A 25743-nucleotide genomic window follows, 5' to 3' on the forward strand; every position below is an offset into this window, starting at 1 on the left:
TGCGGTTCATGACTGTCGGGCCCGATGGGGCCGCCCTCCAGACGAGCCTGCGTCAGAGCCTGGCCTGGGCACTGATACCGGTCTGCTGCTGCGGTGGGTTACCCATCCCGTTCATGATCGGATATGCCGCCTACCGGCTCTGCAACACAACGCTATGGATCTTCGCGGCGGCGTATCTCGCGGTCGAGGGAGCGGTGTTCGCGGCCTCGTGGGCCCTTGAGAACGTACCGAAGGAGGATGCTCGCTGGACCCTCACGTTGATGATCTGGATGGGCACCTATCTCGGCGGTGCGGCGCACCTCTTCGTCCTGGCCAAGCGAGTCCTGCCACAGAAGATCCCGCCTGCAGCGACTGTTCCGAGAACCTGGCCCGGACCGGTGACGCCGAGCGGGTCATCAGGGCCGGCGCAGGCGTGGGTGGGGCCGTACGCACTCCTCGCCAAGATCGGCCAAGGGGGCCAAGGCGAGGTCTACCTGGCTCGCTCTCCGGACGGCGGGCAGGTCGCCGTCAAGCTGTTGCATGCACGAGTATCCTTCACTGAACGGGACGACTTCCTTACCGAGGCCAGCGCGGCTCGCCGGGTGCCGGGATTCGCGACCGCGCGGGTGATCGACGTGGGCGTCCACAACAGCAGGCCGTACATCGTCAGCGAGTACGGTTAGGGGCCCTCGCTCGACCAGCTCACCCGTCGCGAGGGCCAGCGTTCTCCTGACAGCCTGGTTCGGCTCGCCATCGCCACAGCCGCTGCCCTCAATGGGATCCACCAGGCGGGCATCGTCCACCGGGACTTCAAGCCGGCCAACGTCCTGCTCGCTCCCGACGGCCCGCGGGTGATCGACTTCGGGATCGCACGTGCCGTCGGACGGCTCACCACGTCGGGGGGCGCCAAGGGCACACCGGCCTTCATGTCGCCCGAGCAGGTCGAAGGCCGCCAGGCAAGTCCGGCCTCGGACATCTTCAGCTGGGGCTCGACAATGCACTTCGCGGCGACCGGTCGCCCGGCCTTCGACGGCCCATCCGTCTGGGCCGTCGAGAACCAGATCATCAACTCCGACCCCGGACCTCCGCATGGTTCCCCCGCCTCTTCGCGAGCTCGTCCAGCAGGCCATGCACAAGGCCCCACATGAACGCCCATCAGCATCACAACTGCACCGACTGTTGTCACTATAAAAATGCTTGCATACTAAGTTCACAGGCTATACTCTTCTTATACGAGAGGTGCAAGGGAGCTGTGATGCATACTCTGCGAGCAGGACGAGCCATCCACTTACTGGACATCGAGAACCTGGCTGCATCGCCGTCGCCCACCGCAACGGAGATCGCCGACAGCATGTCGGATTACCTGTGCCGGGTGCCGGTCGGCACCCTGGGCCAGTTCGTCGTCGGGGTCAACGCCCGATCGCTGGCCGAGGTGGGGCGAGTAATCGACGGTGCTCAGATCCTCACCCGCTCCGGACAGGACGGCGCTGACAGCGTGCTCGCCGAGACGGCCATCAACGACGGTATCGACCTCTGGTTCGAGCGAGTGGTCATCGGCTCCGACGACGGCTACTTCGCAGACCTCGCCGCTTGGCTGACCGCCCACGACGTGCGGGTCACGGTGGTGTCCCGCACCGGCCTGCTCAGCTGGCGCCTCTACGTCGCGGTCCGCGACATCCAAGTGCTTTCCCTCGACGGTAGCGGTGCGAAGGCGCTCTTCGCTGTTCACGTTCTCGCGCAGCTGGAGGCCGACCTGCGCCTGAGCATCATGGAGTCGTTCGACCTGATCGCCGGGGCGTCCGCCGGCGGAGTTATCGCTCTCGGGCTAGGGGCAGGAATGCGGCCGGCGGAGATAGTTGAGCACTATGCCGACCTGACCGATATTCTGTTCCCGCAGTCCCGCCGAGCCAGGTGGCGCCTTTTCCCACACGTGCGGAGTCCGACACACTCTGGTGACATCATGCGAAAGGCGCTCAGCGCAGTTCTCGGCTCACGTTCGCTGGGGGAGAGCACCAAGCGGCTGATCATTCCTACCTGGAATGTGCAGCGAGGCCAGGTGCACATCTTCAAGACACCGCATCACCCGCGGCTTCGCCGCGATGGAGGGGTCTCAATGGTCGACGTCGCCATGGCTACGACAGCGGCACCGACGCTCTTCCCTGCGGCAGGGTGGGGAGGACAGAGGCTTGTCGACGGCGGAGTTTGGGCGAGCAATCCGTCGGTGGTTGCGATCGGCGAAGCTGTCAGCATGCTCGGCATTCCATTGGAGGCCATCCGCGTCCTTAACCTTGGCGTTGTCGATCAGAGGACGAAGCATCCTGTGCATCTTGATATAGACAGAGGGGCATTGGCAAGATCTACCGCACAGTTTTTGATCACGGCGTCAAATCGCGGCGCGCAAGGGTCCGCGATGCACCTGGTAGGCAAGCACAATTTCACCCGCTTCGAAGCTGAGGTGCCGGATGATGCATTCATTCCGGCCCCTACACGACAGGCCCTTCTAGCTCAACTAGCCGGTATTCAAAGCCATGTTCTCAGCGCTGTTTACACCGATAAGTTCGCCAACCATATCACAATTCCGTACACTCCATCCTCTAGTTGAGCACGCCACTCCGCCGACTCAATCACATCGCCAGGAGATGTCATGAAGCACACCGATTACTTCAAGAACTTTATGGACAACACCGTCAACTTGTCCAAGTACAAGTTGGAGCTACTGAGCGACCGGGTTGACGCTGTCTATGACTGCCTAAAAGGCGACGAGTATCTCGGTCCGCTGCTCAAGAAGAAGATACCGCAAGGTTCGTGGCCTCAAAGGACGATCATCAATCCACAGAATGGGAAGGCATTCGACGGCGACTTCATGGTACAGATGGACGAAAATCCCGACTGGGCGTCCGACTTGAATAAGTATGGTGACGCCATCTACAACGTCCTCCACAAGACCTCGCCGTACAAGGACATGCCGCACGGTCGAAAGTGTCGATGCGTCTACCTCAACTACGCGGACAACGCGATGCACGTCGACATCGTTCCGTTCGTGGTCCGCGCCGACGGATCCAAATGGATCATCAACCGAGATGATAACGTGCGGGAGCGTACCGACCCAGACGGCTTTACAAATTGGATGAAGACAAAAGACGAGATCGCAGGCAAACGTCTTCGTGAGGTCATCCGGATAATGAAGTTTCTGCGTGACCACCGGAACTCTTTCACCGGCACGAAGTCGATTCTCCTAACGACCCTGCTGGGCGAGCGAGTGGAGGCGTGGCGCAAGGTCATTGACGCCGGCTATTACGCGGACCTACCGACCGCGCTGCTGCACATCGTCTCCGACCTCGACGAGTGGCTCCAGGCCAATCCGACCAAGCCGGTGATCATGGATCCATCCGGCTCCGGAACGTCGTTCGACCACCGCTGGACGCAAGAGACCTACTCCTATTTCCGCGACCGCATCCACACCCATGCCGACGAAATCAAAGCCGCCTATGACGAACCCGACCCAGACAAGAGCGTGAAGAAGTGGCAGGCACTATTCGGCGTTGGTTTCACGGCCCCGAAGCCTTCCTCATCCAGCGGGAAATATAGCTCGATGGGAACTGGGGCTACTGCGGCTGGCGCTGCGACCGTCAATCTGTCCGGACGAGCGGGTTGAGCAAGCGTATCCTCAGTCACTGGCAACGTCAGGTCTTGGCCGACCTAGGCGCCATCGCTAACGCGTTCCCTGGGGACGTCGAAATGATAGGGAAATTTCGGCTCGACCGTTCTCAGTCGATGCGGTTTCGTCTGCGGCTCCGAACCGCTGACATGCCTCGCGTCTTCGGCGGGCTGCCGCTCGGTGAGCAGGAGGAATTCGTCGTAACCGTGGGTGCATCCGACCTGACACCACCGCGTATCGAGGTTGATCACCTTCGGTTCCTACATCATGCGCACGTCCTGCAGGGACATCGGCTATGCCTCTACCTCGACCCGTCGAGGGAGTGGGATCCGATCGGCGGCTTCGGCAGCTTCATCGATCGTCTCGTCGACTGGCTAGGCGAGGCGGCCAGTGGGCGTTTCGACGCTCAGACCGCGCTGTACCACGCCGTGGGCGGTGTGCTCCACGCCACTCCAGGAGCGCCCACGGTCGTTGTGCGAAGCCCTCTTCCATCCGGCAAGCGTGCCCACCATGGATGGCTTGTGGCCCGGACGCCACACCGGTTCGACTTGCTCCTCGATCGCCGACCAGTCCTTGAGCGTGCTGATCATGTCCCGATAGTCGTGTTGGACGCAGACCTGCCCTTCGGCGCCGGGACTAACTTCCGAACATTCCTCCGGACGGTCGACGCCCCCTACCATGGCAAGCTCACGCCTGGAGTGCACTTGCGTGGTCGCATCGATACTGGCCTCTCGGCGACGGTTCTGACCGTTCTCGGAGCGAGCGCTATCCGAAAGGCCGACGGCACGGCACAACGGCTCATCATCGCTGTTCCTCATCCGACTGGCGATTCTCCTCACCTGATTGCCGCCAGCATCCCAGCCAGCGGGGCCGATCACCTTCGTGGGCTCATTAGGTCCAATAGGAAGAGCAGTTCTATGATTTGCGTCGATCCAGCGGAGATCGATCCGACCACATCGTTGGAGTGGTGGCAGGTCTCCGATGAGCGCAGAGAAGTCACGATCCGTCGCGACTCAGCCCGACCGGTCACTGCTTACACTGGTAAGACGGTCCATGTCTGGGGCTGCGGCGGTCTTGGCTCGTGGATCGCTGAGTATGTCGTCCGCGCTGGAGCGAAGAGAGTCATCCTGTGCGACCCCGGCGTGATCTCGGGCGGACTTCTGGTGCGCCAGAACTTCGTGGAGGCCGACGTCGGCAGCACGAAGGTCGAAGCGCTTGCTCGACGCCTACGCGCCATCAGCGATACCGTCGAAGTAACCGCAAGCGACGCAATGATGCCTGGTGAAGGAGATCTCGCTGAGGTCGACTTAATCATTGATGCCACGGTCAGTATCGCGATTAGCCGAGTTCTTGACGGTCTCGCTGCCGCATTGGAACAGCGGCCGGTGTTGGCACAGGTCGCTACCGACGCTCGGACCGGGACGCTGGGCGCCATGACTGTCTCGATGCCGCCGCTACGAGTCGGTCCGCTGACAATCGATCGAGAAGCAGGCAAGCAGATCGCCAAGGACGGAACATACGAGGCATTTCACGCCTTGTGGAGGCCGTCAACATCCGGAGACGAGATCATCCCGACACGTGGGTGCTCGACACCAACGTTTCATGGGTCGGCCGCCGATATGGCCGGAGTGGCCGGAAGCCTGACCAGCATTCTCGGAGCCCATCTGGGTGCTGGAACGGCCGTGTCGGGCACACATCTGATCTCCCTCCCACACGGTGAGGCTGGGCCGCTGAGAACGTTCGTGCCTGCTCTGTCGCCGCCTGCCGGACCACTGCCGGCTGATGAGACTATGTGAGGCACTGGGACGGCCCGATCACCCGTTGATCGTGAGCACGCCTTCGTATGAATCGGAACCGCGCTCGTATACCGTGATGGGCGGCTGAGAGTCCCGCATGACTGCACGTCCTGCCTCTATGGCGACCGTGACAGGTGCAGAAACGATGAAGTGCCACCGTCGTGCTGCCGGGTAGCGCGACTCAGCCATCGCCAACGCTGCTCGCCATTCTGCAGCGAAGTTGGCCAGCGATTGCTCGTGCGACATGAGCGTGGGGTCCGGGTCGACGTTGAGCGGTCGGATCTCAACGTGGGGCGCACCGGCGAGATAGCCGGGCAGGAACGCGGGATTTACCTCACTCGTAACTGCGCATACGAGCACAACATCCTCGGCATCCTTCTGCGAGTCGGTGGCAGTGACCTCGAACTCGACGGGGTCTCCCTGGTCTATCCAGGACCAACCAATAAATTGGTTGCGGTGCTTCTGGAAAATTCGGGTTGGTGTCTTGTCATCTAGGCGCCACCCTAGGTAGACGAGTAGCGGGATCGGCGCGATGGCGAAGACAGAGATGTGCTCGACATCGCCGCTGTCAATGGCCTGACGAACAAGACTTAGCGTGTCGTCGATGGACTGCTGGGCGGCGTCCCAGAAGCCACGCCCAGCTGCGGCACCATGGATGCGGCACGTGAAGTCGCCGCTGCGTTGTGTCTCGACGAGGCCGAGGTAGTTGACGGCCAGGAGCGTCTCCGCGACCTCGCGCTGAGAAGCGAGCGCGAGCGAGCCGCGGATCTGACTGCCGACACGGAGAGCGGCGGTCCGCGTCAATCCGCCGTTCTCGGTAACCATCTCGATGCGCCGCTCGAAAGCCTCCTTGATCTGCCGGAGCTTCTCGGGCGGAAAGAAGTCGACGTGATCAGGGTGATCGATGATCTTGTGACAGTCGTGGCAAAGGAGGAGGAGATTCTCCTCGGACTCAGTGTCGAGAACGCCATCGTTGTCTTTGCTGCGGGGGGAGTCAGGCCCTTGGGTGGCTCCAATGTTATGCGCGAGTTCCGCCAGCAGAACCGAGTGCATGTATGTCCTAGAGTCGCCGAGAAGGCGCCGGTTACAGGTCGTGCACCGGCCAGCCGTACGTGCCCACAATGCATTTCGGACGGACTCCTTGATCGCGCCGCGCTTGACGGTCGTGTCGCGCTCATCGGTTGCCACAGTAAATCTTAGCGTCCTGCCCCCTTGGTGTTTGCGGTAGAAGGCAGCCTCGGCGACATGGGCAACCGTCGTGGCCGCGTGAACTCGGACCGAGCAGGCGGGGTCGCCCGACCGAGTGCTCAGCCCGACACGGGTAAGTACGTCAGGCCATGGGAATGCGGTGTACAGGGATGGGGATAACAGGGGGACATGTGCGTCCGGTGGGGCTCCCCCCTCGGACACACACCGCTTGCACATGTGGGGGTTCCGGTTCGACCCGAGCCTCCACATACTTCTTTTCCGGGTAGTAGATCAGCCTCAACCCCAGCTTGGTGTAGAGCTCGGCCTTGTCGTCCGGATCGGCGTCCGCGATCAGCCGCACGAGATCGCCGACCTCTTCCATCATCGCCCTGATCTCTTCGCTGGTGATCCGCTGCGCGGCAGGAACGGCCTTCAGCTCACCTTCCAGGCGGGCGCGTTCGCTCTTCGTCTCATTGATCCACGCGGAGACCTCCACCGGGTCACCGCCCGCATCCAGCGCAGCCCGGTAGCGGCCGAGTTTACGGTCGCACTCCGCCAGCCGCTTCCGGACCGCATGCAGCACGGCCTCGCCGGGATCGACGGTCTGCTCGGCCATCACTGCGATCGTCCGCTCCAGCGCGGTCGGCCCGAATGCGGTCTCCAGCCAGGCATCCACCTCATCCAGGACCTCCGCCTCCCGAAGATACACCACCTTCGGATGGCCGAGATCGTTGACCCGCGCATACTGGGCAGGGAAGCCCGGCGGCGATGAGGCAGGGCAGGGTGACGGGCCGGCCCGCGGGGACGTGGCAGTAGTGGAAGGCGAGTTCGCCGGTGACGCAGTGTTTACGGACCAGCAGGTAGTGGACCGGGCGGGCGGTGGCGATCCAGGCCCAGGCATAGATGCGCTCGCCTTTGGAGCCGGTCCCGGCCGAGTGGATGGTCCACTTGCGTTTCTGCTTCAGGTGCCTGGCCACCACCTGTTCGCCGGTCAGTGAGGTGCCGCCGCCGAGAGCGAGGATGAAGGTAGCGCGCACCCGCAGCACGTAGGCCTGGCCGTGCTCTTCCAGGAACGTGCGCAGCTTCGTGCAGGTGCCGTACACCTCATCGCCGACCACGAAGTCCAGGTGCACAGCGTCGGCGTAGGCATCGCGCAGCAGGCCGATGGCCAGTTCGCCTTTGGTAGCGAAGGTCAGGTCCAGGGGCAAGGCGGTGGTGATGCCGTTGTCGATGCCGCCTGCGCAGCCCATGTGCTGCCGTTTGACGCCCGCTGTCGCGGTGCCGTGCTTCTCCTGGCCGGTCTCATCCAGTACGCCGATGGTCAGGGCGTGCGGGCGGGCGGCGGCGTCCAGGTGGGGGACGGCGAAGCGGCGCACAACGCTCATCGCGTCGGTGGTGTCCCAGATAGGGCAGTTCGGCAGGCGCTGGGTGGCCGCGGGGCTGCGGTCGCCTGCTCATTCGGCGATCGTCCACCCGTTGCGTTTGGGAAGGTCGGACATGAGGGCGCGGATGTACTTACCGGCCTCTGCGCGTGGCTCGACCCGGCGGAACATTGGCGCCATGGCGATCACCAGCTCGTCCAGGTTCTGTTGTACTCGCCAGGCTTTGAGGATGAGCGAAGCAGCCGCTTTCAATCTTGTACTCGTCACACAGACATGATCACGAGCGGCTGCTCTCGTTGTGCAAGCATCCGATTACAAGATCGCATCGACTCATCAAGCATGTCCTGGCCACGCCGCGAATGGTGATGCCGTACTAGTGCGCGCAATTAGATAGGGGTCAGCGGCACAGCTTCATCGTACGCCTACACTATTTACCGAACATCATATCGCAGATGAATATCTCGCATGCAATGGCCACCGCCAGCCGAGGTTTTTCTATCGCCCCACAGGCCATTTTCTCGGCCAGACTCTGAAGAAGAGCCCTTCCTCTATCTGTCGCCGATACCCTACCAAAATGAATCCTAGCAACCCCGAAAGGTCCAGGGCCAGGCCGCCAAGGACGCACACACCAATCAGGTAAAGTGAGCTCTCGCAAGCACTGCCCACAAAGGACAATTTTATACACGAAGGTTGAATCAACTTAAAAAGTCAGGTATCGGCTCGTCAGCTTGCCGGAATGCCGATTCATCCTTGGACCGGTACACCCACGGTATATCACCCTCATCACCAATAGATGCCAGCTTTCCAGGACTGCCGCCAACCACACGTAGCTGGCAGATTGTGTCTCTATCAGTTCCCCCTTCAGCCTTCGGAGAAATAAGAGCCAACACATCCTCTCCCACGAGGATGCGATGCTGTAGCGATGGCCAACGCCACGCCGGAAGCGGAAACCTTTTGAACCGCTTAGTAATGACACCAAGCTGGTCGAAATCGACCTCCGCACCCTTGCTGTAAGGAGCGCCTATAATTGCTTCATATACCGTGGCATGCAATAGAAAATCGGGTAGATTCTCTGAAGTAGGCGCCCAGGCTTCTTCTATTTCAGGATCTCTATCGAAGACCTGGAAATCCTCTGCATCTGAGGAGATAGCCCATGACCAGCACCCCTGGGACTCCACCCAGAATTCGATGAATCCATTTTTCTCAGCCAGCTCCGACAAGGGAACGGCACTGCTCTGGTGAGTAATTTCAGCATCCCAGCAGCCTGCCAGTTGGTGCCATTTCATTAAATTCCGAGAAGCCGAAACCCGACAGTCAATGGAGGTCGAATCTGGGCTTTTCGATGGAGGACCGTACCAGCGAGTCATGAACCGTATCAGACTGTCGTCGGATATGTTCAGAAGCTCTTCCATGCCAGGGAGCATATCATACACACAGCCAATCCGGTAGTAAGCCCTAGGCTGTGCGCTTGTCAGCCTAGGGCTAGTCTTCAGGCTGGCCACTGGCGCACACAGCCATTTGCTCACCCTAAGTAGAGTTTGTGTATAACTCCCATCGAGTCTCGCACAGGCTGGTCCGGCGCATGGAAAGTACCCGGAGGCCGCATCTGAGGCACGGCCCCCGGGTCTTGCTCCATTATCTCCAATTACCTACATATTTTTCCGTTCCTCTTGGTGAGACTATCCACAGTTTCGTCCCTGGAGGCAGCATTGTGGGCAATGCTGACCGACAATACCCACATGCGCCTTCAGGATAGTCTATGTATAGTACAGCTTGGCGTATTCCTTTATTCATACGCAGAAAGGCAGCGGCATGCGCCTCTACATGCTTGGAGTTCTCCGAAGTTCGGCCTGGAAGAGTTTTTAGGAGCTGCGATTGCCCGCTTCCGCTTATCAGCGGAAGCTGGTCGCCGCCAACATCTAGAATGCCGACCGTGCGATTTATATAGTCTTTAGGCAGCAGCCCGATACCCTGTTGCAGATCTTCCTTTGTAGGGCGGCCAGGCGGGAGCTTCGCGCCAGGAATTCCGCGAGGCCCCATAACAGTACCAGTGCCGGGTATTGGGGCGGATGGCATCGCGCCTTCAGCGAACCCCTGCCAGTAGGCGAGTGGATCTAGATCACATCCACACTCCAGGGTGTTCTTCTTCCATCGCACATAGTCGAGCACTGACTGCCCAGTGAAATCGTGAGTAAGTAGCCATGCAGTTCCATCGAGATAGCCACTCCAGTTGGCTATATTACTGTCGACCCAGGACGGTTCAGGCACATTGGGGCATCCATGCCGACAAGGGTGTTCTTCAGGAAGAGTGATATTGGCATTTCTGGGGAACTTCTTGGCTCGTTCAGTTATATGCTTCTGATACCCGCGGTACCCCCCATTTTTCCCATTCGCCCAGTCCTCCGGAATATGCCCATCAAGCTCTATTCCGCTGATGGGGTTTCCGCCGGTGAAGGCGTAACGGTTCGCGGTCCAGGGGTCAAGGCCGAGGGATAGGTCGGCCAGGGCGCCGTTGTAGGCGTCGAGGGTGAGGAAGCGATTGAGGCCCGGGTTGTAGTCGCGGAACCCCATGTCGTACATGCCGGTGGAGTTATCCCAGCGCTTGCTGTTGAAGCGGTAGGGGTTGTACTCCTCCTTGGCGGCGGGGTCATCCGGGTCGGGCTTGTCGACGCCGGTGAAAAGTTTGTCGTCGTTCTTGCCGTAGGCGGTGTAGCCGTAGGTGGCGCGGGTGTCGCCGTTCTCCTTGGTCAGGGTTTCGACGTCGGTGTGCGGGTTGTGGCCGTAGTAGGAGGATTCCTCGCCGCCGTCGTCTTTCGGTTTGACCTGGGAGAGGCGCTCGCCCCACGGACCGTATTGGAAGGACTTGGTGAGTTTGCCGGCGACCTCCTCATCCAGGACCTCTTCTGAAAGGCCGAGGTAGGAGTAGGCGGTCGTCTTGGCGCGGTCGGTGCCTTCCTTCTCGGTCTTGGAGGTGGTCCGGTCGAGCGGGTCGTAGCTGTAGGTGGTGACGGTGGTCTCGTTGCCCTCGCCGAGCTTTTCGTGGCGTTTAACGTGGTCGAAGCCGTCGTAGACGTACTTCTCCAGCGTTGTCCCGCCGCCGGTGATGGACCGCAGGCGGCCGTAGGGGTCGTAGTTGTGGTTCGCCGTAGCGCCGCCGGTGGTGGTGGAGATCAGACGGTTACGGTCGTAGGCGAAGGTGGTCTCCTTGCCCTTGACGTTCTCCTCGTAGACGTTGCTATTGGCGTCGTGGAAGTACGTCTCGGTGGACGCTGCACCGCTGACCGGGGTTTTGACGGTCTTGGCGATGCGGTCGCGAGGATCGTAGGCGTAGGTGTAGGTGTGTTCCAGATATTTGCCTGGGTCATCGGCGTTCTGGATTTTGGCTTCGTCGCGGGCGCGGTGCAGGTTGCCCTGGTAGCCGATGGTGTGCTCGGCTACGACCGTGCCGTTCGGCTTCTTTTCCAGGCTGTGGCGGAGCAGGCCGTCCAAGAAGTAGTCGTAGGTGACGGTGTTGCCGTTGCCCTTGGTCTCGGTCAGGCGTTCGGCGCGCGGGGTGTAGGTGTAGCGGGTGACCTTAGGGTCGGTGTCGGTCGTGGACTTGCGGTTGGTGATGGAGTTGACCAGGTCGCGGACGTCGTAGCCGTAGTCGGCGATGGTCTTGTCGTGGGTGCGGCGGGTGACCGCGCCGTTCTCGTTGTAGGCGTAGGTCGTGGTGTTCTTGGCCGTGCCGTCGAGCTTTTCGATGATGCGCTGGATCTGGTTGAGCCCGGTGTAGGCGATGTCCCAGTCGTCGATCTTGGCGGTGCTGGTCCGGTCGAGGATGCCGATCAGGTTGGCGTTGGGGTCGTAGGAGTAGGTGAAGTCCTTCTTCTCACCGTCGGCGGCGTCGGTGTCGCGGACGAACTGGACGGCGTCGGCCGCCACGGTTCCGTTGGCCTTGTCGGTGAGGGTGATCGAGTACGGGGTGTCCTTGGTGAACTCGTACTCGCCGAGGGTGACCCAGGTGTCGGGCTTCTTGGTCTGGTCATGCGTCACGTCCGCCGTGCCGCTCGCGTGTTTGACCAGGTATCGAGCGTTGGTGGCGGTGGCTCCGGCGGGGTAGCGGACTTGGACCTTGTAGGTGCCGGTCTCCGGCGGGGTCAGGTTCCAGGTGAGGGATGACTTGCCCGTCCCGGCGGAGGCGACGGCGTGGTCATAGCCGAGATCGGCCGACTTGGTCGGCGAACCGGCTGGGCGGGTCCAGGTGCCGGTCGTCTTGGTGGTGGTGTCGGAGTTGTCGGCCAGGACGGCGTCGATGTCGAGCGGGACGCCGTTGTCGGAGTGGGTCTTGGTCTTGCCGTCCGGGTAGTACGACCAGTCCTGGGCGCGCTGGGAGGAGCCGCCCGCCGAGGTGACGGTGCGGTTGGTCTGCAGCCCCAGTTCGTTGTAGTCGTAGCTGGTCTGGATGTCCCACGGGTCGGTGCTGGTCTTGGTCCAGCCGTTGTCCCAGTAGGTCGTCGTGGAGACGTTGCGGACCGCCTGCCCGTGGGATGGCGGGTGGGAGATCTCCTTCAGCCGGGACACCGCGTCGTAGACGTAGCGGACGGAGTCGGGCGTGTTGTAGCGGGCGTCGTCGCGGTCGAAGGGGTGGATCTCTTCGATCGGCCGGTTGAGCTTGTCGTACTTGGTCTCGTTGACGAAGTCGCCTGGGTCGTCGGTGGTCTCGACACCGCGTGGAGTGATGGTCTTGGTCTTGTTGCCGACCTGGTCGTACTCGAACCGGGTGATGGTGTACTTGACCACCCCGTCCGCAGAGGAGTGCGGAACCTTGGTCTCGATCACCGCCCCACGCCGGTCATAGACGGTGTGGGTGGTATTGCCCTCCTGGTCGGTAGTGGCGGTGACCAGGCCGTCGCGGTCATAGGTCGTGGCGGTCTGGTGGCCGGCGGCGTCCTTGACCGTCTTCACCTGGTGGTTGCGGTCGTAGGTGGTGGTGACAGTGTGGTCAGCCGGGTCGGTGGTGGCGTTCTTGCGCGGGTCGACCACCTTGGTCACGTTGCCGACGTTGTCGTAGGTGTAGGTGATCTTGTGACGCTCTGCGTTCAGTACGTCGGTGAGCTGGTAGATCGGGTCGTAGACGTAGCTGGTGGTGAAGTCGCCGGGGGCGACGGTCAGGTTGCCCTTCGGCTCGGTCTGGGTGATCAGGTTGCCGGCCAGGTCGTAGGTCATGCTGGCCTTGCGCTCCGGGCCGTCCGGAGTGTCCTTGGGTAACAGGGATTCGAGGAGCTGGTCGGCTCTGTCGTAGACCGCGTTGGAGGTCGCGCCGTTGGGGGCGGTCATCGTGGTGATGTTGTCGTTGCGGTCGTACTCGGGCGCCGGGGTGGTGATGTACTTGCCTGCGGCCTGGTCCTTCGGGACGCGGTTTTCCAGTGGGCGTTTGAAGACGTCGTAGGTCTGGGTGGTCTTCTTGCCCAGCGCGTCGGTGACCGACAGCACGTTGCCGCGCACGTCGTAGCCGGTGGTGGTGATGTTGCCGTACGCGTCGGTGATCTTCGCCGGGTAGCCGGTGGCGTGGTAGTCACCGTAGGAGGCGGGGTTGCCGTTGGCGTCCACCGACCTCAGCAACTGGCCGTGCCCGTCGTACTCGTACGACGTGGTGTAGTCGCCCGCCGCCGAAGAGGCGACGCCGAGCGGGTCGGTGACGGTCTTCAGGTTGCCTCGCGCGTCGTAGCCGAAGGCCCACTTGCGACCCTCCGGCGAGGTCTTCTCGACCAGGTCGGCGACGTGGCCGTTCAGGCCGGTCTGGTAGACCAGCGTGGTCGGGGCGGTGCCGTTGGCGTTGGCCTCCGCATCACGAAGGGTGAGCGGGAAGCCGGTCTTGGTGTCATAGGTCCAGGTGGTGAGGGCACCGTTGGCTTCGGTGAGCTTGATGGTGTTGTGGTCGTCGTCCCATTCCGCCGCCGTGGTCTCGTTCTTGGCGTTGGTGATCGACGTCGCCCGGCCGTACGCGTCCAGCAGGTACCGCGTCGAATGCCGCAGCGGATCGGTGACCGTGGTACGCACCGCGCGGGTGAACGGGCCGGTGTCGTAGTCGAAGCCGGTCACCCCGCCCAGCCGGTCCACGATCGAGGCGACCCGCAGCTTGCACCAGAACAGCGAGTGCGTGCGGTGGTAGGTGAACCTCGTGGTGTTGCCACGGGGGTCGGTGACGCCGGTCAGCTTGGTGTTGCCGATCCCCCAGCCCGAGTCGTAGTCGAACCCGAACGTCTTGGCCTGGGCATCCCCGGCCCCGTCGACCGTACGGGCCAGTTCGCCCTTCAGCGTGTAGGTGAAGGTGACCTTCCGTCCGGCGATGTCGGTGATCGACTTAATGTTGTCGATGATGTGGGAGTTCGACAGCCGGCGCGCCGAGACCTCGCGACCTGCGCCATCGATGTAGGTGTAGTCCTGTCCACGCTTGTAGTAGTCGATCGTGAGTGTGCGGCGCCCGGTGGCGTCGGTGATGTGCTGGAGGAACTTGGTGACCTTGTTCCAGCACTTGGTGCGACGCTCGTAGCTGAACGTCATGGTGTTGCCGTTCTTGTCCACGATGGCCGACTGGTAGCCGTCCTCGTCGAAGAAGAACTGCGTGCGGTCCGGCTTGGTGAACACCCACTGCCGCAGCGGATCACGCGAGATCCGCGTCGGGTCGTCCGGCCTGGCCACCCGCTGGAGGTAGAGGTGGACGCCCTTCGGATGGGTGTAGTCGCAGATCGACGGGTTGCACTGGCTGCTCGGACGTCCGTGGGTGTCCAGCTTCCAGGTGTGGGTGGTGCCATCGCCGTCGGTCAGCCGGAGCTGCTGGGGCCAGTTGCTCCAGGTGGGGTGGAAGGTCAGCGGCGAACCGAGCCGTTGCAGCGACGATGTCTGAAGCGACCAGCCGTACCCGGCCGATGAGGAACTGGTGTCCAGGCTGTTGTAGGTCATCCGGGCGAAGGTCTGCGGCCCGCGCGAGGGGTTGGAGAACGCGTTATAGCCCCATACCAGGTTCCCGGAATAGGCGTTGACCAGGGCGGTTCCGCCTGCGCCGGTGTTCTTGCCGGAGTAGGTGTAGAACTTCTCCGCCCCGAGCTGGTCGCTGGTCGGGGCCTCCAGCCGTACCCGCTGCGGCAGGCGCGGCAGGCGGTGGGAGCCGGACTTCCAGCCGGTGCCGTCCCACACGTCCCAGCTCAGGGTGGCGGCCTCGGCGTGGTTGGTGCCCTCACCGGTCAGCTCGGGCGCGGTCACCGCGGCGGCGACCACCGTGCTCTGACCAGGAGCGAGGTCTTCGGGCAGCCGGGTCTTGATCTGGTTGGCGGGGGTGGAGACGTCGGTGCCGTCCGGCTGGGTCCAGTGGTAGCCCAGTTCGGTGGACGCGGCCGGCCACACGTGGTCGGTTGTGTTGGTCACCACGACCGGGACCTGTGTCTGTGCAGCGGTGTCCAGCCGGTCGGGGGTGCCGGGGGCGTAGAAGGTACTGGCCCCGTCCGAGGTGTCCCGGTACGTCACCCGCAGCCGGGGGCGCAGCAGCGGTTCGTCGGCCTCGGTGGACAGGAACGAGATCGACTGCTTGGCCGTACCGGCCTCGTTGGCGACCTTGACCAGCAGTCCATGATTGGCAGCCGGGTCGGCGATCCATGCCTTGGCCGCGCCGGTGACGGTCAGGCGACGCCAGCCGGGGGCGGCGGTCAGGCCGGTGGCCGAGCCCAGGGCCGGGGCGGCCACATCACCACCCGGGGTGGTCCATGGAGTGGCCCAGGTCGCGGACTCGTCGAAGCCCTTGGTCAGGCGGTGCGCGTCGAGGCGTACGCCGGAGCCGGTGGCGTTCGCGCTCCACAGTGACAGCGACGCGTCGGTGATCTGCGCGCCCTCGGGGACCTTGGCGGCGAAGTCCTCGAACTTCACCACCGCTCGGGTGTTGCCCTGCGCCGTGGCGGTGTTGCCGACCTGGAGGCGCTTGCCGTCGTGGCCCGCTGACGGCTCGCCGGACGCCAGCGTGGTGTCGGCCGAGCCCGCGACCACGGTGGTGATCTCACCGGGCCGCGGCAGGATCACCCGCAGTTCCTGGGACGGTACCACCTCGCCGTTGGCCAGCACCGCCTCGATCCGGTAGGTGGCCTCGTGGGTGTAGGCGGGGTCGTAGACCGCGTACGGGTCGCCGCCGCTGCTGGTGTCGGTGTAGCCGGCGACATCCGGCGACAACGTGGCGACAAGGCCGTCATCGCTGGTGGACTGGCCGTTGCCGTTCTGGCAGCCCGACGGGCAGTACCGATACAGCCGGTATTCCACCAGGTCATCGGACGCGTCACCGGGGGTCGGGTCGGCGTACGGCGTCCAGGTCAGGTCCGAGCCGAGCGCGGTTGCGACCGGCCCCGGGCTCAGCGTCACGGACGGCTTGCCCCAGGTGATGATCAGTTTGGGGTGGCTGGCGGTGTCGCCGATCATGCCGTCGCCGCCGTACAGGTCCTCGCTCGACTCGTACACCGGCCCGCCGACCTTTCCGGCGGCGCTCTCGTCGGCGGCCTTCAGCGCGATGCCGTGCATCGGCGCCTCCGCCGAGGACAGCCAGCCGTTCACCACCGAGGTCACGTTGAAGGCATGCCAGCGGGACACCTCGCCGGGCCGGCGGGTGACGGTGGCGGCGACGGTGGACGAGTAGGTCGGCTGGGTGTTCCAGGTGACGTCGTAGGAGTCCCATTCGGAGGTGATCTCCCGGGCCTCCACGGTCACCGGGCCGGCCTCGCCGAGCGCCTGGTCGAAGTACGTCTCCAGGCGGGCCTCGTCGACCCGCGAGCCGATCGGGATCTCTGAGGGGATGTTGAACCGCATCAGCGCCCGGTTGATCCCGGTCGCGGTCTTGCCGACCGGCAGTTGCCAGGCGGCGTCGAAGTTGGTGGTCTTCTTGGCGGAGTCGACGTAGGTGTCGAATCGCTCCGGCGACAGGCGAAAGGTCGGGTCGATCAGGACCGGCCACTTGCGGTCGGGCGCGGCCAGCCAGCCAGAGTCGGGGGTGATGGTGATCGTGGTCTGGCCGTCTTTCTCGACGAGGTCCTGCTTGACGGCGTCGGTGTGGCGCAGGCCGTAGGGCGAGGCGGGGTCCTTGGCCGAGTCGGCCATGAACGGCTTGGGTACGGTGAACACCGCCGTCCCGTCATCGGCGGTGAAGGCGATGGAACCGTCGGCGTTCTGTACCGGCTTCAGGCCCTCGCTGTTGACGGTGAAGCTCAGCGGGGCGGTCGGCGGCTTGGACAGCACGATCAGCTCTTTCAGGCCCTCCGGCGTGACCACGTAGACCAGGTCGGCCCCGTCCCACACGCCCGGGTAGGTGACCTTGGAGCCTTCGGCCTTGGGCGTGATCTGCTTGGCCTCGCCGGGCAGAGCGATGGTCACCCGGCGGTCGCCCAGGGCGATCTGGGCGAGCTTGCCCGTTGTGTCACCGAAGCGGGAGCTGAATCCGGTGGCGTCGTTGCCGAGCACGAACCCCTGCTCGGCGACCGGCCGAACGCGCGGGTCGATGTCGCGCCAGACGCCCTTGGCGTCGCGGTAGTGCGCCGGTACCGCCGACACCTCGGCCTGGCGGCGGCCGTCTTCGAGCTCGAACAGCTTGTTGTGCGCGGTACGCTCACCGGTCAGCTCTTTGACGCGTTTGCCGGGCTTGGCCGCTTTGCGAGGAGTGGGCGGCGGGTCGGCGCGTCCGGGAAGCGGGGCCATGCCCTCGGCAGGACGCGTACCGCCCTCGGGCTCGGGTTCCAAAGTCTCGCGCAGCCAGGTCAGCGGCGTGGTCAGCCAGGTGCCGATCTTGGTCAGCAACGCGCTGCCGGTGACGGGGGCCTGGCTGTCGGCGAGGGCGGGCGAGGCGGGAGCGAGGGAGGCCGTGAGCGTGACGGCCATGGTGATGATCAGGAGCCGGCGGAGCGGGTGGCGCCACCGTTTTCTGTTGGTGTTGCGCGAGGTTCGGACCGAACGTAACAGCGGAGAACTCATGAGTCACCCCGGGTGATCTCGGTCACTGCGACGCCCCGAGGGTAGGAATCCGAACTGGTAATGTAAATCTTCCGTTAGATCGGTCCACAAAAGATCATGTAACGCCCAGCTAGCCGAAGGCGATTATTACGCCCCTGCCCGACTGGACCCCCGGCAGAACATCGAGGATTACCTGCAAATACAGTTGAGGCACGTAAAGCGTCAATTACTCACCGCAGCAGCGACAGCACCTCCCAAGGGATGCCAAAGCGGATATGTGACATAGATCACACTTGCTTTGAAAATGCAAACTTTCAGTTCGCCGCGCAAGCAAAAGGCGCCATGACCACATCCTTCGCCTCACTACGGCCGCTGAGCTTCACATGCAGCACGCGAGGTGACATCGCATCTGAGCTGGGAGTCCATCGATCGGGCAGCTCAATCAGATTGCGTATTCATTTCTAAAGAACGAACCACGAGTTACCGCCCCCTACGCCCCGCATGCGCCCCCTAGACCGCGACGGCCGCCCTAAGCGTCAATCAAATGTCGTCACTCCTGGAGATCGGCGACAATAATGGAATAAAACGATGGCGGCCCGCCGGCCGCCCCCACACCATGGCCGACGGCGAATTCTCGCGACAGAACACATGACCATGCCGCAATCCGGCACATGACACTACCCCACAGACCGGCATGACGATATCCGAGACTCTCCATGTCGAACTTGGGCCGTGGCCCTGCGGCCATACCCGGCTCCCGCATGCGGACGCTCTTCCGCGACATTCCAGTACCGACCAGGCCCGTGAGTCCCTAGGAGATCGGACAAGGCGGATGTGGTGAATGACGCTGGGGATAGCGTTGGGGCATGTGCGCCTCGGACCCAGATTTTCCCCGTGGGCAGATGGGAACGACTCGCCCTGAACACCCTCAGCCTAGGCGGACTCGTTCGCCTGCGCGTTGATCACGGTGCGGGTCGATCTACCGCACAGCACGGCCAAGCCATCCAACCGCGCGAGTCCCGCCAATTGGCGCGGATCGCTACGGGAGCCCACGCGAAGATCACCAATGAAGTGTCGGGCAAGAATTTCAACCAGATGATGCTCACGCACATAGAGGTTTTTCACAGCATCGGCCCGACGAATCACCCGCTCCGGCCCGCCGGTTCCACACCTGCCACACGGTGTGACGTGGATTCTCCGAAATGGACGCGACCGTGGGCAACGTCCACCCCGCCCCCGACCGATGGGCATTGCGCTTCCTGTCGCCACGAGACGGGCACGGCACCCCACGCTCGTTCAACTTTCCGGGCGATACCGGCCAAGCTCACCCCGCACAGGCGATGCGCGAAGATCCACCGCACCCGCGGTGCGGTCACCAGATCCGGATCCAGCCGCCGCAACGCTTCCCGCGCTGACTCGAGCGCATAGCTATACCTCCCTAACGTCGTGCTGCATCGCGCCGAGTACGTCAGCAGGAAGCAGGGCGACCGCCGGACTGAGGCGACCATCGGCGGCCTCGCTCGCGTCGAGTTGCGCTCGCAGGGGCTGCACGATGGAGCCGGCCTCGTTCCACGTCCGAGAAGGGAGGTCGTCCGTGGTGACAACGGTCCCAGGATGCGACTTTGCTTCGGGTCACGGGCAACCTTCGGCGAATAGTGGCTCTGGGTGCTGGCGAAGGCATCGGCGACGAATGACGTATCAGTCGATTGACTATCAGAGCAAGAACTCGCCCTTAATCACATCATCCAGGCGATTCAGCCTCGGCACGGTCACATGCTGCCCGCCAAGCGCCTGAACCTTCTCCTGCGCGGCAATCATGAGGCAAGAACGCTCACCCACCCGGCGACCGGCATCAACCGCCTCTCTACCCTCGAACGGAGACCGGTGACCCATCAAGCGCACCCTCCTGCGGCTCTGCTCCCGCTGAGCGCTCAGGATCCGCTCCAGATCGGACCGTACCGCGTCGTGGGCCGACTCGGAGCAGGTGGCATGGGTGTGGTCTTCGCCGGCCTCGACCTGAACGGCACCAGGACCGCCGTCAAGCTGGTCCATGCTTCATTTGCCGCCGACCCTGAGTTCCGGGCGAGATTCGCCCGCGAGATCTCGGTTCTTCAGCGGGTGAACGGCACGTGCACCGCGCGGATTCTCGGCTGCGACCCGGATGCGGTCGCCCCATGGCTGGCGGCAGAATACGTCCCTGGGCCGACGCTGGAAAACAGAGTCCGATCACATGGAGCGCTCCAGCGCGATGAGTGGTTCGGCCTCATGGCTGGGCTGGCCGAAGCACTCGTCGCCGTCCACGCGGTAGGCGTGGTCCACCGCGACCTCAAACCCTCGAACGTGATTCTCTCCCCCAGCGGCCCCAAGCTTGTGGACTTCGGCATCGCCCGAGTGCTCGACGGAACTGCGATGACCAGGACCGGGGCCTTGGTCGGGTCGCCCGGCTGGGTCAGCCCGGAAGAGTACGGCGATACCCCGGTCGACGCCGCCGCCGACGTCTACGGCTGGGCTCTTATCGCCGTCTACGCCGCATCGGGCAAACCGCCTTACGGAATCGGCCGACCAGAGGTCCTGGCGATGAGGGCGATGACCGAGCCCGTCGACACATCCTCGGTCCCCGCCCCTCTCCGGGCCCTGATCGACAAGGCCCTGGCCAAGGAGCCCTCGTTCCGTCCGTCGGTGCAGGAAATCCTGACGACCATCGTCGAAACCTGGCGTGGACACCACGGCGAACACGCCATCGAGGGACGCACCGCCATCGACGACCTCACCGCCCGGCTCGATCGAACCTGGATCATGCCTGCCGCGGATCCGGCCTGGCCGACCCCCTCGGCCCCTGCGCCGCGCGGCACCCGCCGCCGCGCGGGCTTGTCGGTCCTCATCCTCGCGATCGTGCTCGGCACGGGCGTAGGCGCGGCGATCGCTCTCAAGGTCCTCCCACACGGCACTGGCTCCCAAGCGCGATCGTCTGACGTTTCCACCGCGACACCGCTGAGCGCCCCTGCGACGACGGGTACCGGTCGGCACGGGACCGCTCCGCCGAGTTCAGCTCCACCACCGGCGCCACCACCGCAGACATCAGCGGAGCTCGCCGCCGCGCTGGATCTCGCGTTTGCGGCCACACCGGCTGCGAACTTCTCCTTCGAGGGCGGTTTCACCCAGAGCAACAGCGGGGGCCGGGCAACCGGTCGCCTGGTGAGCCGCCAGAGCCACGACGATCTCGATTTCAGGGTCAACCCGTACGACGAAGGCGTGGAGCCCGGGGGCCGCTATGTCGTTCTCGCGAGTGCAACCGTGTATCCGGGCAGGCCAGGCTCGAACGGCGAGGACCTGTCCGGCATGCAGCCGGAGACCCCTGCTTGGCACGCCCTGATGATCGCGGGTATGGCGAGCCCTTCCACCATCCGGGAAGTGGTGGCGAACTCGACACGGATGAAACGAAAGGGCCGTGCCTATTCCGGGGTCCTCGCCATCGAGAAGACGAGCGGGCGCCTGCGAGATCTTCTCGGCGCCTGGTTAGGCGGGGACGTGGCCGAGGTGAGTCCGACCTCCTACATTACCTACAAGCTCACCATCGACTCCCAAGACCGGCCGAAGAACTTCCGGCTCACCTGGTGCGTCCCCGTGGGCAACGCGGGCATCTACGAATCCGATTTCACGACCGTGTATCGAGGGTGGAAGTCCAACGACACGATCAAGCAGCCCTGATCAGCTTGAGCCCGCCACCCCGACAACCCGCGACAGTCGCTCGGACCAACTTGTCAGACGCCTGTGGCTTCGCCGCCTCGTGGCGGAGCGACCTGTTACGGGTTTATGCCATCGACGACGGCGCCACAGAGAATCGCATTCAACGCAGACCACCTCGCACAGAGCGCAGCACGACAAGGCGATCCTCTGACGAGAACGCGAGCGGGGCAGACCGGCTGGCCCGCTGAACCTGGGTGGGCCCCAGGCGATGGCCGTGCTGGTCGCGGCCGGTGTCGAGAAGAGCGCATTGCTGCGGGCGGTTCGTGATGACGCGGTGTGGGTCGACCGGTGGGCGCGTCAAGCACTCGCTTGCTACTGTTACAGCGGATCTTGTCGCGGCGAGCCCTGGGGAGGCCGCCTTCGAGTGGGAGGCCGTCCTGTCCTGCGAGTGGTGCCTGGACAAGAACAATCACCAAGGTTGGTACGGAGAATGCTTCGTACAAGTACTGGCCGCCGCCGCGGGGCTCCAGGCCAGTGCTCTGACGCCGGACTGCACCGGTGTCGACTTCGACATCTCCGCGCCGGTCGAGATCCGCGGCGACTTCCCGGCCATGAGGGTCCAGGTGAAGACGTGGGCCCGCCCGAAGGGCGACAAGGATGACTGGATCTATCCGAGGCTGACCCAAAAGCGGTTCAACGCGCTCGCCGGCGGGGAGCGCAGGATCCCCCGCTTTCTCTTTCTCGTGATCGTTCCTGACGATGTCTCCGAGTACGCCAAAGGTGACCAGGAGGGGCTGCTCCTCAGCCACGCCGCCTACTGGCTATCGTTGGCGGATCGGGATCAGATCGAGAGCCCGCGTTGCAACAGCACGGTGACCGTTCGGGTGCCCAAGAAGAACATTCTCACCGTCAAGAGCTTGAGAGAGCTGCTCGACCCGGATCTAGCGGAGGTGGGCTCGTGAGTCGGCCGACGATCGATCCGGACAGCCTGATGGGCTACCTCGCCAGCAGAGGGTGGCAGAGGCAAGGAACATGGCGAGGCGCCGAAGTGTGGTCTGCCACTGGTGCCCGACTCCTTATCCCGCCTCAGCGGATCTACCCGGACGACGATGAGCTCCTCCATGAGGCGGTTGTCAAGCTCGCCGCCTTGGAAGAGCGTTCCGAAGAGGATGTCAGGCTCGACATAACCGAGCCGTTGGTGGACACGCTGGACATCAGGACGCTTCCCGCGACGCCGTCCGGAACAATCCCCCTGCTCTCTGGAGCCAAGGCGGTCGACAGCATCGTTGAGATCTTGGACACGTCCGCCCGGACGTTCGAAGAAGGCGCTCGCCTCATCTTCTCAGGACGCCGCAGTAGCGGGGTGCAGGAATTCTTGTCCCAGGTCAGGCTTGGTGTCAGCAAGCCCGGCAGCTACATCTTCACTGCGCGGATCCCCGTCGCGACATCGTCTCACCATCAAGCTTCGCTCTTCGACGATGAGGAGCCCGCCCCGCTCGGACGCCAAGTACTGGAGACCCTGGAACGAGCACTTCGAGCCGCGCATACCGCTTGTGATCGCGTAATCCGGGGCACGGCGACTTTCGACGTCATTGAAGACTATGTCGAAGACGGCCTGTCGGCCGACTTCTGCGAGGCGCTCTCCGGGCTCGCGGGTCAGGGCACGGACCGTCCGTTCGACGTGAGTTTCGGCTGGGCTCGAGGGCTGGCCGCCCCCTCCAGTGAGACCATCCGCTTCAGCGCCACCATGGCCAGTGTGCTCGGCCAGGCGGCGAAACAGCTCAGGGAGCTGGCCAGGGTCGGGCACGCCACCATTACAGGGATGATCGAGGATCTCCATGACGACGGCGTGGGGTCGCCACGAATCAAGATCCGTGGCGAGCTCCAGACCTCGGCCGATACTGTCACGCGAGCTGTCTGGGTCGTGGTCGACAACGTCACTTACGGCCAGGCCGGCGACTTGCACTACCGTCGCCTGCCCGTTCAGGTCAGTGGCGATCTAGTGATGACCGGCACGCGACTAGAACTACGCCCTGACTCTGAGGGTTTGAGGACTCCCTGAGTCACCCAGGGAGCAGGCCGCTAGGCCGACCGGCCCAGGTGATGACCAGCTCTTCCCGAGCCCGGGTGCAGGCGACGAAGAGCAGACAACGCTCGCGCTGGAGTTCGAGGCCGTCCGGAAGAACCCCTTCGGCGACCCCGCTCACAGCGACACAACGAAACTCCAGACCTTTCATCCGGTGCATGGTGCCGACCAATACCTTGCCCTCATGGGAGGCCTCGCTTGCCAGACTCGTCGCCGCGATGCCGTGCTCGGCCAGGTATGTCACCACTCCGGCGATGGTCGCGCGAGAGCGCAAGGCAATTCCGATGTGGTTCGGTTCCACACCTTGTTCGAGCCAGTGCCTTACTCGCTCGGCGATGAAGGACAGCTCCGCTGAGCGAGTCGGGAATCCCTCCAAGCGCGGCCAGGGGCCGCGGACATCGGAACGGCATCCGGTTAGCGAGTCGAGGTCGCCGTCCATGTCGTCGATGAGCTCTCCGCGCAGGAGGCCGACGCTCCAGGCGAGAATCTGGGCCGTGGTGCGGTAGTTGAGCTTCAATCGGGCCGAGCGGCCCGCTACGTCGACACCGACCTGGCGCAGCGAGACGCGGTGGTTGTAGATGCGCTGGTGGGTGTCACCGGCGATGAACAGGTCGTTCGGCCCTGGTGCGACGGCCGCGCGTAGGAACCGCCACTGCCATGGACTGAGGTCCTGGGCCTCGTCCACGATCACATGCCTGTACGGCTGCTGCCCTCCTGTGCCGAGCAGTCGGGTCGCTTCGAGGCAGACGGTCTCGTACGTCCATTTGCCATCCGCGCGCAGCCCGGCCGTGAACGTTTCGATCGCCTCCCACACCGGCTCACGGGCGGCCGAGCTCAGCCGCGCTCCACGCCCGGTGCGCTTGGCCCGCTGGTACTCCAGCAGCGACGTGATCCCCTGAGCCAAGACCACCTCCCGCCACTCCTCGGCGAGGAACTTCGCCTCAGCGCCGGAGCTGAGGTCCGCCCATCTGGACGACTCCTCCGCCCCACGGACGATGTCCAGCCGGCCATGCTCACGCGCGACGATCTGGTACGCGACCTGATCGATGTGCCGGACGTCGATGCGGCGGAGCAGGTCGGGGTCGTCCGCCAGCATGCGCAACCCGTCTTCGAGGGATCCGGCGAGAGTCTTGGTGAACGTGGTCAGCAAAACCGAGCGGTCTTGGTGAGCGCGCCTGGCCAGATGGCGCGTTCGATGGAGGGCGACGACGGTCTTCCCGGTGCCAGGCCCTCCAGTGACCCTGGCGGGGCCGCCATAGTTGGCGTGAGCGACCCTGAGTTGACTGGGATGCAGATAGACACGCCACAATGCGAACGGCCGGCGGAACACGTCCATCAGCTCTTCAGGGCCGGTGACCAGGACGAGCCGGCGGGTGGTGCGTTCTGCGGCGGCGAGCAGGTCATTGGTGTCCATGGGCCTTTGCGGGGCGACCTCATTCCACACCTCTTCCGGCGTCATGCCGAGTGCGAGACCTATGAGTACGTCGTACTGCGCGTCGCCCAGCCGCTTTCGGGCTTCCTCCAGTTGGAGCTGGTGGGTCACGGAGCGAGCGAACATAAGGGTCTGCTCATCGATACCAAGCGTGCGCAATTCGGTGTCGCTGACATGGTCGAAAAGGCCGGCCGTGCCCCCGATCGCGTTGTTCTCCCCCGTGGCCTCCTCCACGCCGACGACGTCGATCACCTCGATGACGCCGGCGACTTCGTTGATCGACACGCGGTGCCGTTCAGCCCAAGCGTAGGCGGCGTCGTGCTCATCCACCTTGAGCAGAAGATAGAGGTCGCCCTTCTCAGGAGCCAAGACGATGCCACGGTGCCCCTGATCGATTCGGATCGACCGGAACCGCTTGTCCTTCCCCTTGTGGATCTTCTCCAGGTTGATGCCCGAGCCACCGGCCTGGAACTTGGCGAAGACTTCCTGGACCCGGTCCTGGACCACCGGGTTGAGCTTGCCGAACTCCCACAGGAAACCACTATCGATCGCAAGCCGGGCCATGGGCCGCTCCC

The 25743-nt window shown here is 63.7% G+C and carries 12 protein-coding genes and 2 pseudogenes; 8 read left to right on the forward strand and 6 right to left on the reverse strand.

Annotated elements, in window-relative coordinates; genetic code table 11:
* The first annotated feature begins 8 nt into the window (after window positions 1–8).
* From DP939_RS05765 to DP939_RS05785, 5 genes and pseudogenes are all read left to right on the forward strand, one after another.
* Window positions 9–662 carry a protein kinase family protein gene (locus DP939_RS05765; RefSeq protein WP_147267887.1) on the forward strand — a complete coding sequence of 218 codons (654 nt, stop codon included), beginning with the start codon at window positions 9–11 and terminating at the stop codon, window positions 660–662.
* An 18-nt stretch (window positions 663–680) separates the two neighbouring features.
* Window positions 681–1127, forward strand: a pseudogene (locus DP939_RS49230) (serine/threonine-protein kinase); the annotation flags it as partial.
* 107 nt (window positions 1128–1234) lie between these two features.
* Window positions 1235–2581 carry a CBASS cGAMP-activated phospholipase gene (locus DP939_RS05775; RefSeq protein WP_199564975.1) on the forward strand — a complete coding sequence of 449 codons (1347 nt, stop codon included), beginning with the start codon at window positions 1235–1237 and terminating at the stop codon, window positions 2579–2581.
* Between the two features lie 42 nt (window positions 2582–2623).
* On the forward strand, window positions 2624–3634 hold the full coding sequence (locus DP939_RS05780; protein ID WP_113979559.1) for an SMODS domain-containing nucleotidyltransferase: 1011 nt from the start codon (window positions 2624–2626) through the stop codon (window positions 3632–3634).
* The gene (locus DP939_RS05785) at window positions 3631–5433 is read left to right on the forward strand and encodes a ThiF family adenylyltransferase (RefSeq protein WP_113979560.1); all 1803 of its coding nucleotides are present in this window, start codon (window positions 3631–3633) and stop codon (window positions 5431–5433) included. Before DP939_RS05780 ends, DP939_RS05785 begins: the two co-directional genes overlap by 4 nt.
* Window positions 5434–5451: 18 nt before the next feature.
* Here DP939_RS05785 and DP939_RS05790 read toward each other — a convergent pair whose 3' ends face one another.
* From DP939_RS05790 to DP939_RS48615, 5 genes and pseudogenes are all read right to left on the reverse strand, one after another.
* The gene (locus tag DP939_RS05790; RefSeq protein ID WP_199564976.1) at window positions 5452–6486 is read right to left on the reverse strand and encodes an SAVED domain-containing protein; all 1035 of its coding nucleotides are present in this window, start codon (window positions 6484–6486) and stop codon (window positions 5452–5454) included.
* Window positions 6487–6763: 277 nt separating this feature from the next.
* The gene (locus tag DP939_RS05795) at window positions 6764–7330 is read right to left on the reverse strand and encodes a hypothetical protein (protein ID WP_147267888.1); all 567 of its coding nucleotides are present in this window, start codon (window positions 7328–7330) and stop codon (window positions 6764–6766) included.
* A 34-nt stretch (window positions 7331–7364) separates the two neighbouring features.
* Window positions 7365–8183: pseudogene (locus DP939_RS05800) on the reverse strand (transposase); the annotation flags it as partial.
* Window positions 8184–8698: 515 nt separating this feature from the next.
* Window positions 8699–9415: a hypothetical protein gene (locus DP939_RS45350; RefSeq protein WP_147267890.1), complete on the reverse strand. Its 717-nt coding sequence runs from the start codon at window positions 9413–9415 to the stop codon at window positions 8699–8701.
* A gap of 223 nt (window positions 9416–9638) precedes the next feature.
* Window positions 9639–17891, reverse strand: coding sequence for a DNRLRE domain-containing protein (locus DP939_RS48615; RefSeq protein WP_158578477.1), 8253 nt, complete (start codon window positions 17889–17891; stop codon window positions 9639–9641).
* Window positions 17892–19736: 1845 nt separating this feature from the next.
* Here DP939_RS48615 and DP939_RS05810 point away from each other — a divergent pair.
* The 3 genes from DP939_RS05810 to DP939_RS05820 all read left to right on the forward strand — a co-directional run bounded on the left by DP939_RS05810 (window position 19737) and on the right by DP939_RS05820 (window position 23712).
* Window positions 19737–21671 (forward strand): serine/threonine protein kinase, encoded by a 1935-nt coding sequence (locus DP939_RS05810; protein WP_113979565.1) that lies wholly within the window; start codon window positions 19737–19739, stop codon window positions 21669–21671.
* 305 nt (window positions 21672–21976) lie between these two features.
* Window positions 21977–22612, forward strand: a complete 636-nt coding sequence (locus tag DP939_RS05815; RefSeq protein WP_113979566.1) for a DUF4365 domain-containing protein — start codon at window positions 21977–21979, stop codon at window positions 22610–22612.
* Window positions 22609–23712: a hypothetical protein gene (locus tag DP939_RS05820; RefSeq protein WP_147267891.1), complete on the forward strand. Its 1104-nt coding sequence runs from the start codon at window positions 22609–22611 to the stop codon at window positions 23710–23712. Before DP939_RS05815 ends, DP939_RS05820 begins: the two co-directional genes overlap by 4 nt.
* Before the next feature lies 1 nt (window position 23713).
* On the opposite strand, the gene DP939_RS05825 is transcribed toward DP939_RS05820, so the two are convergent.
* Complete coding sequence (locus DP939_RS05825) at window positions 23714–25732, reverse strand: UvrD-helicase domain-containing protein (RefSeq protein ID WP_113980072.1); 2019 nt, start codon at window positions 25730–25732, stop codon at window positions 23714–23716.
* Window positions 25733–25743 lie beyond the last annotated feature (11 nt).

The sequence above is a fragment of the Spongiactinospora rosea genome (assembly GCF_003315795.1).
Classification (GTDB): domain Bacteria; phylum Actinomycetota; class Actinomycetes; order Streptosporangiales; family Streptosporangiaceae; genus Spongiactinospora; species Spongiactinospora rosea.

Bases quoted from the DNA above. Each gene is read 5' to 3' on its own strand.
- DP939_RS48615 (WP_158578477.1), bottom strand. From the start codon at position 17,891: ATGGCCGTCACGCTCACGGCCTCCCTCGCTCCCGCCTCGCCCGCCCTC.
- DP939_RS05810 (WP_113979565.1), top strand. From the start codon at position 19,737: ATGCTGCCCGCCAAGCGCCTGAACCTTCTCCTGCGCGGCAATCATGAG.
- DP939_RS05780 (WP_113979559.1), top strand. From the start codon at position 2,624: ATGAAGCACACCGATTACTTCAAGAACTTTATGGACAACACCGTCAAC.
- DP939_RS05775 (WP_199564975.1), top strand. From the start codon at position 1,235: ATGCATACTCTGCGAGCAGGACGAGCCATCCACTTACTGGACATCGAG.
- DP939_RS05790 (WP_199564976.1), bottom strand. From the start codon at position 6,486: ATGCACTCGGTTCTGCTGGCGGAACTCGCGCATAACATTGGAGCCACC.
- DP939_RS05765 (WP_147267887.1), top strand. From the start codon at position 9: ATGACTGTCGGGCCCGATGGGGCCGCCCTCCAGACGAGCCTGCGTCAG.
- DP939_RS05815 (WP_113979566.1), top strand. From the start codon at position 21,977: ATGACGCGGTGTGGGTCGACCGGTGGGCGCGTCAAGCACTCGCTTGCT.
- DP939_RS45350 (WP_147267890.1), bottom strand. From the start codon at position 9,415: ATGGAAGAGCTTCTGAACATATCCGACGACAGTCTGATACGGTTCATG.
- DP939_RS05825 (WP_113980072.1), bottom strand. From the start codon at position 25,732: ATGGCCCGGCTTGCGATCGATAGTGGTTTCCTGTGGGAGTTCGGCAAG.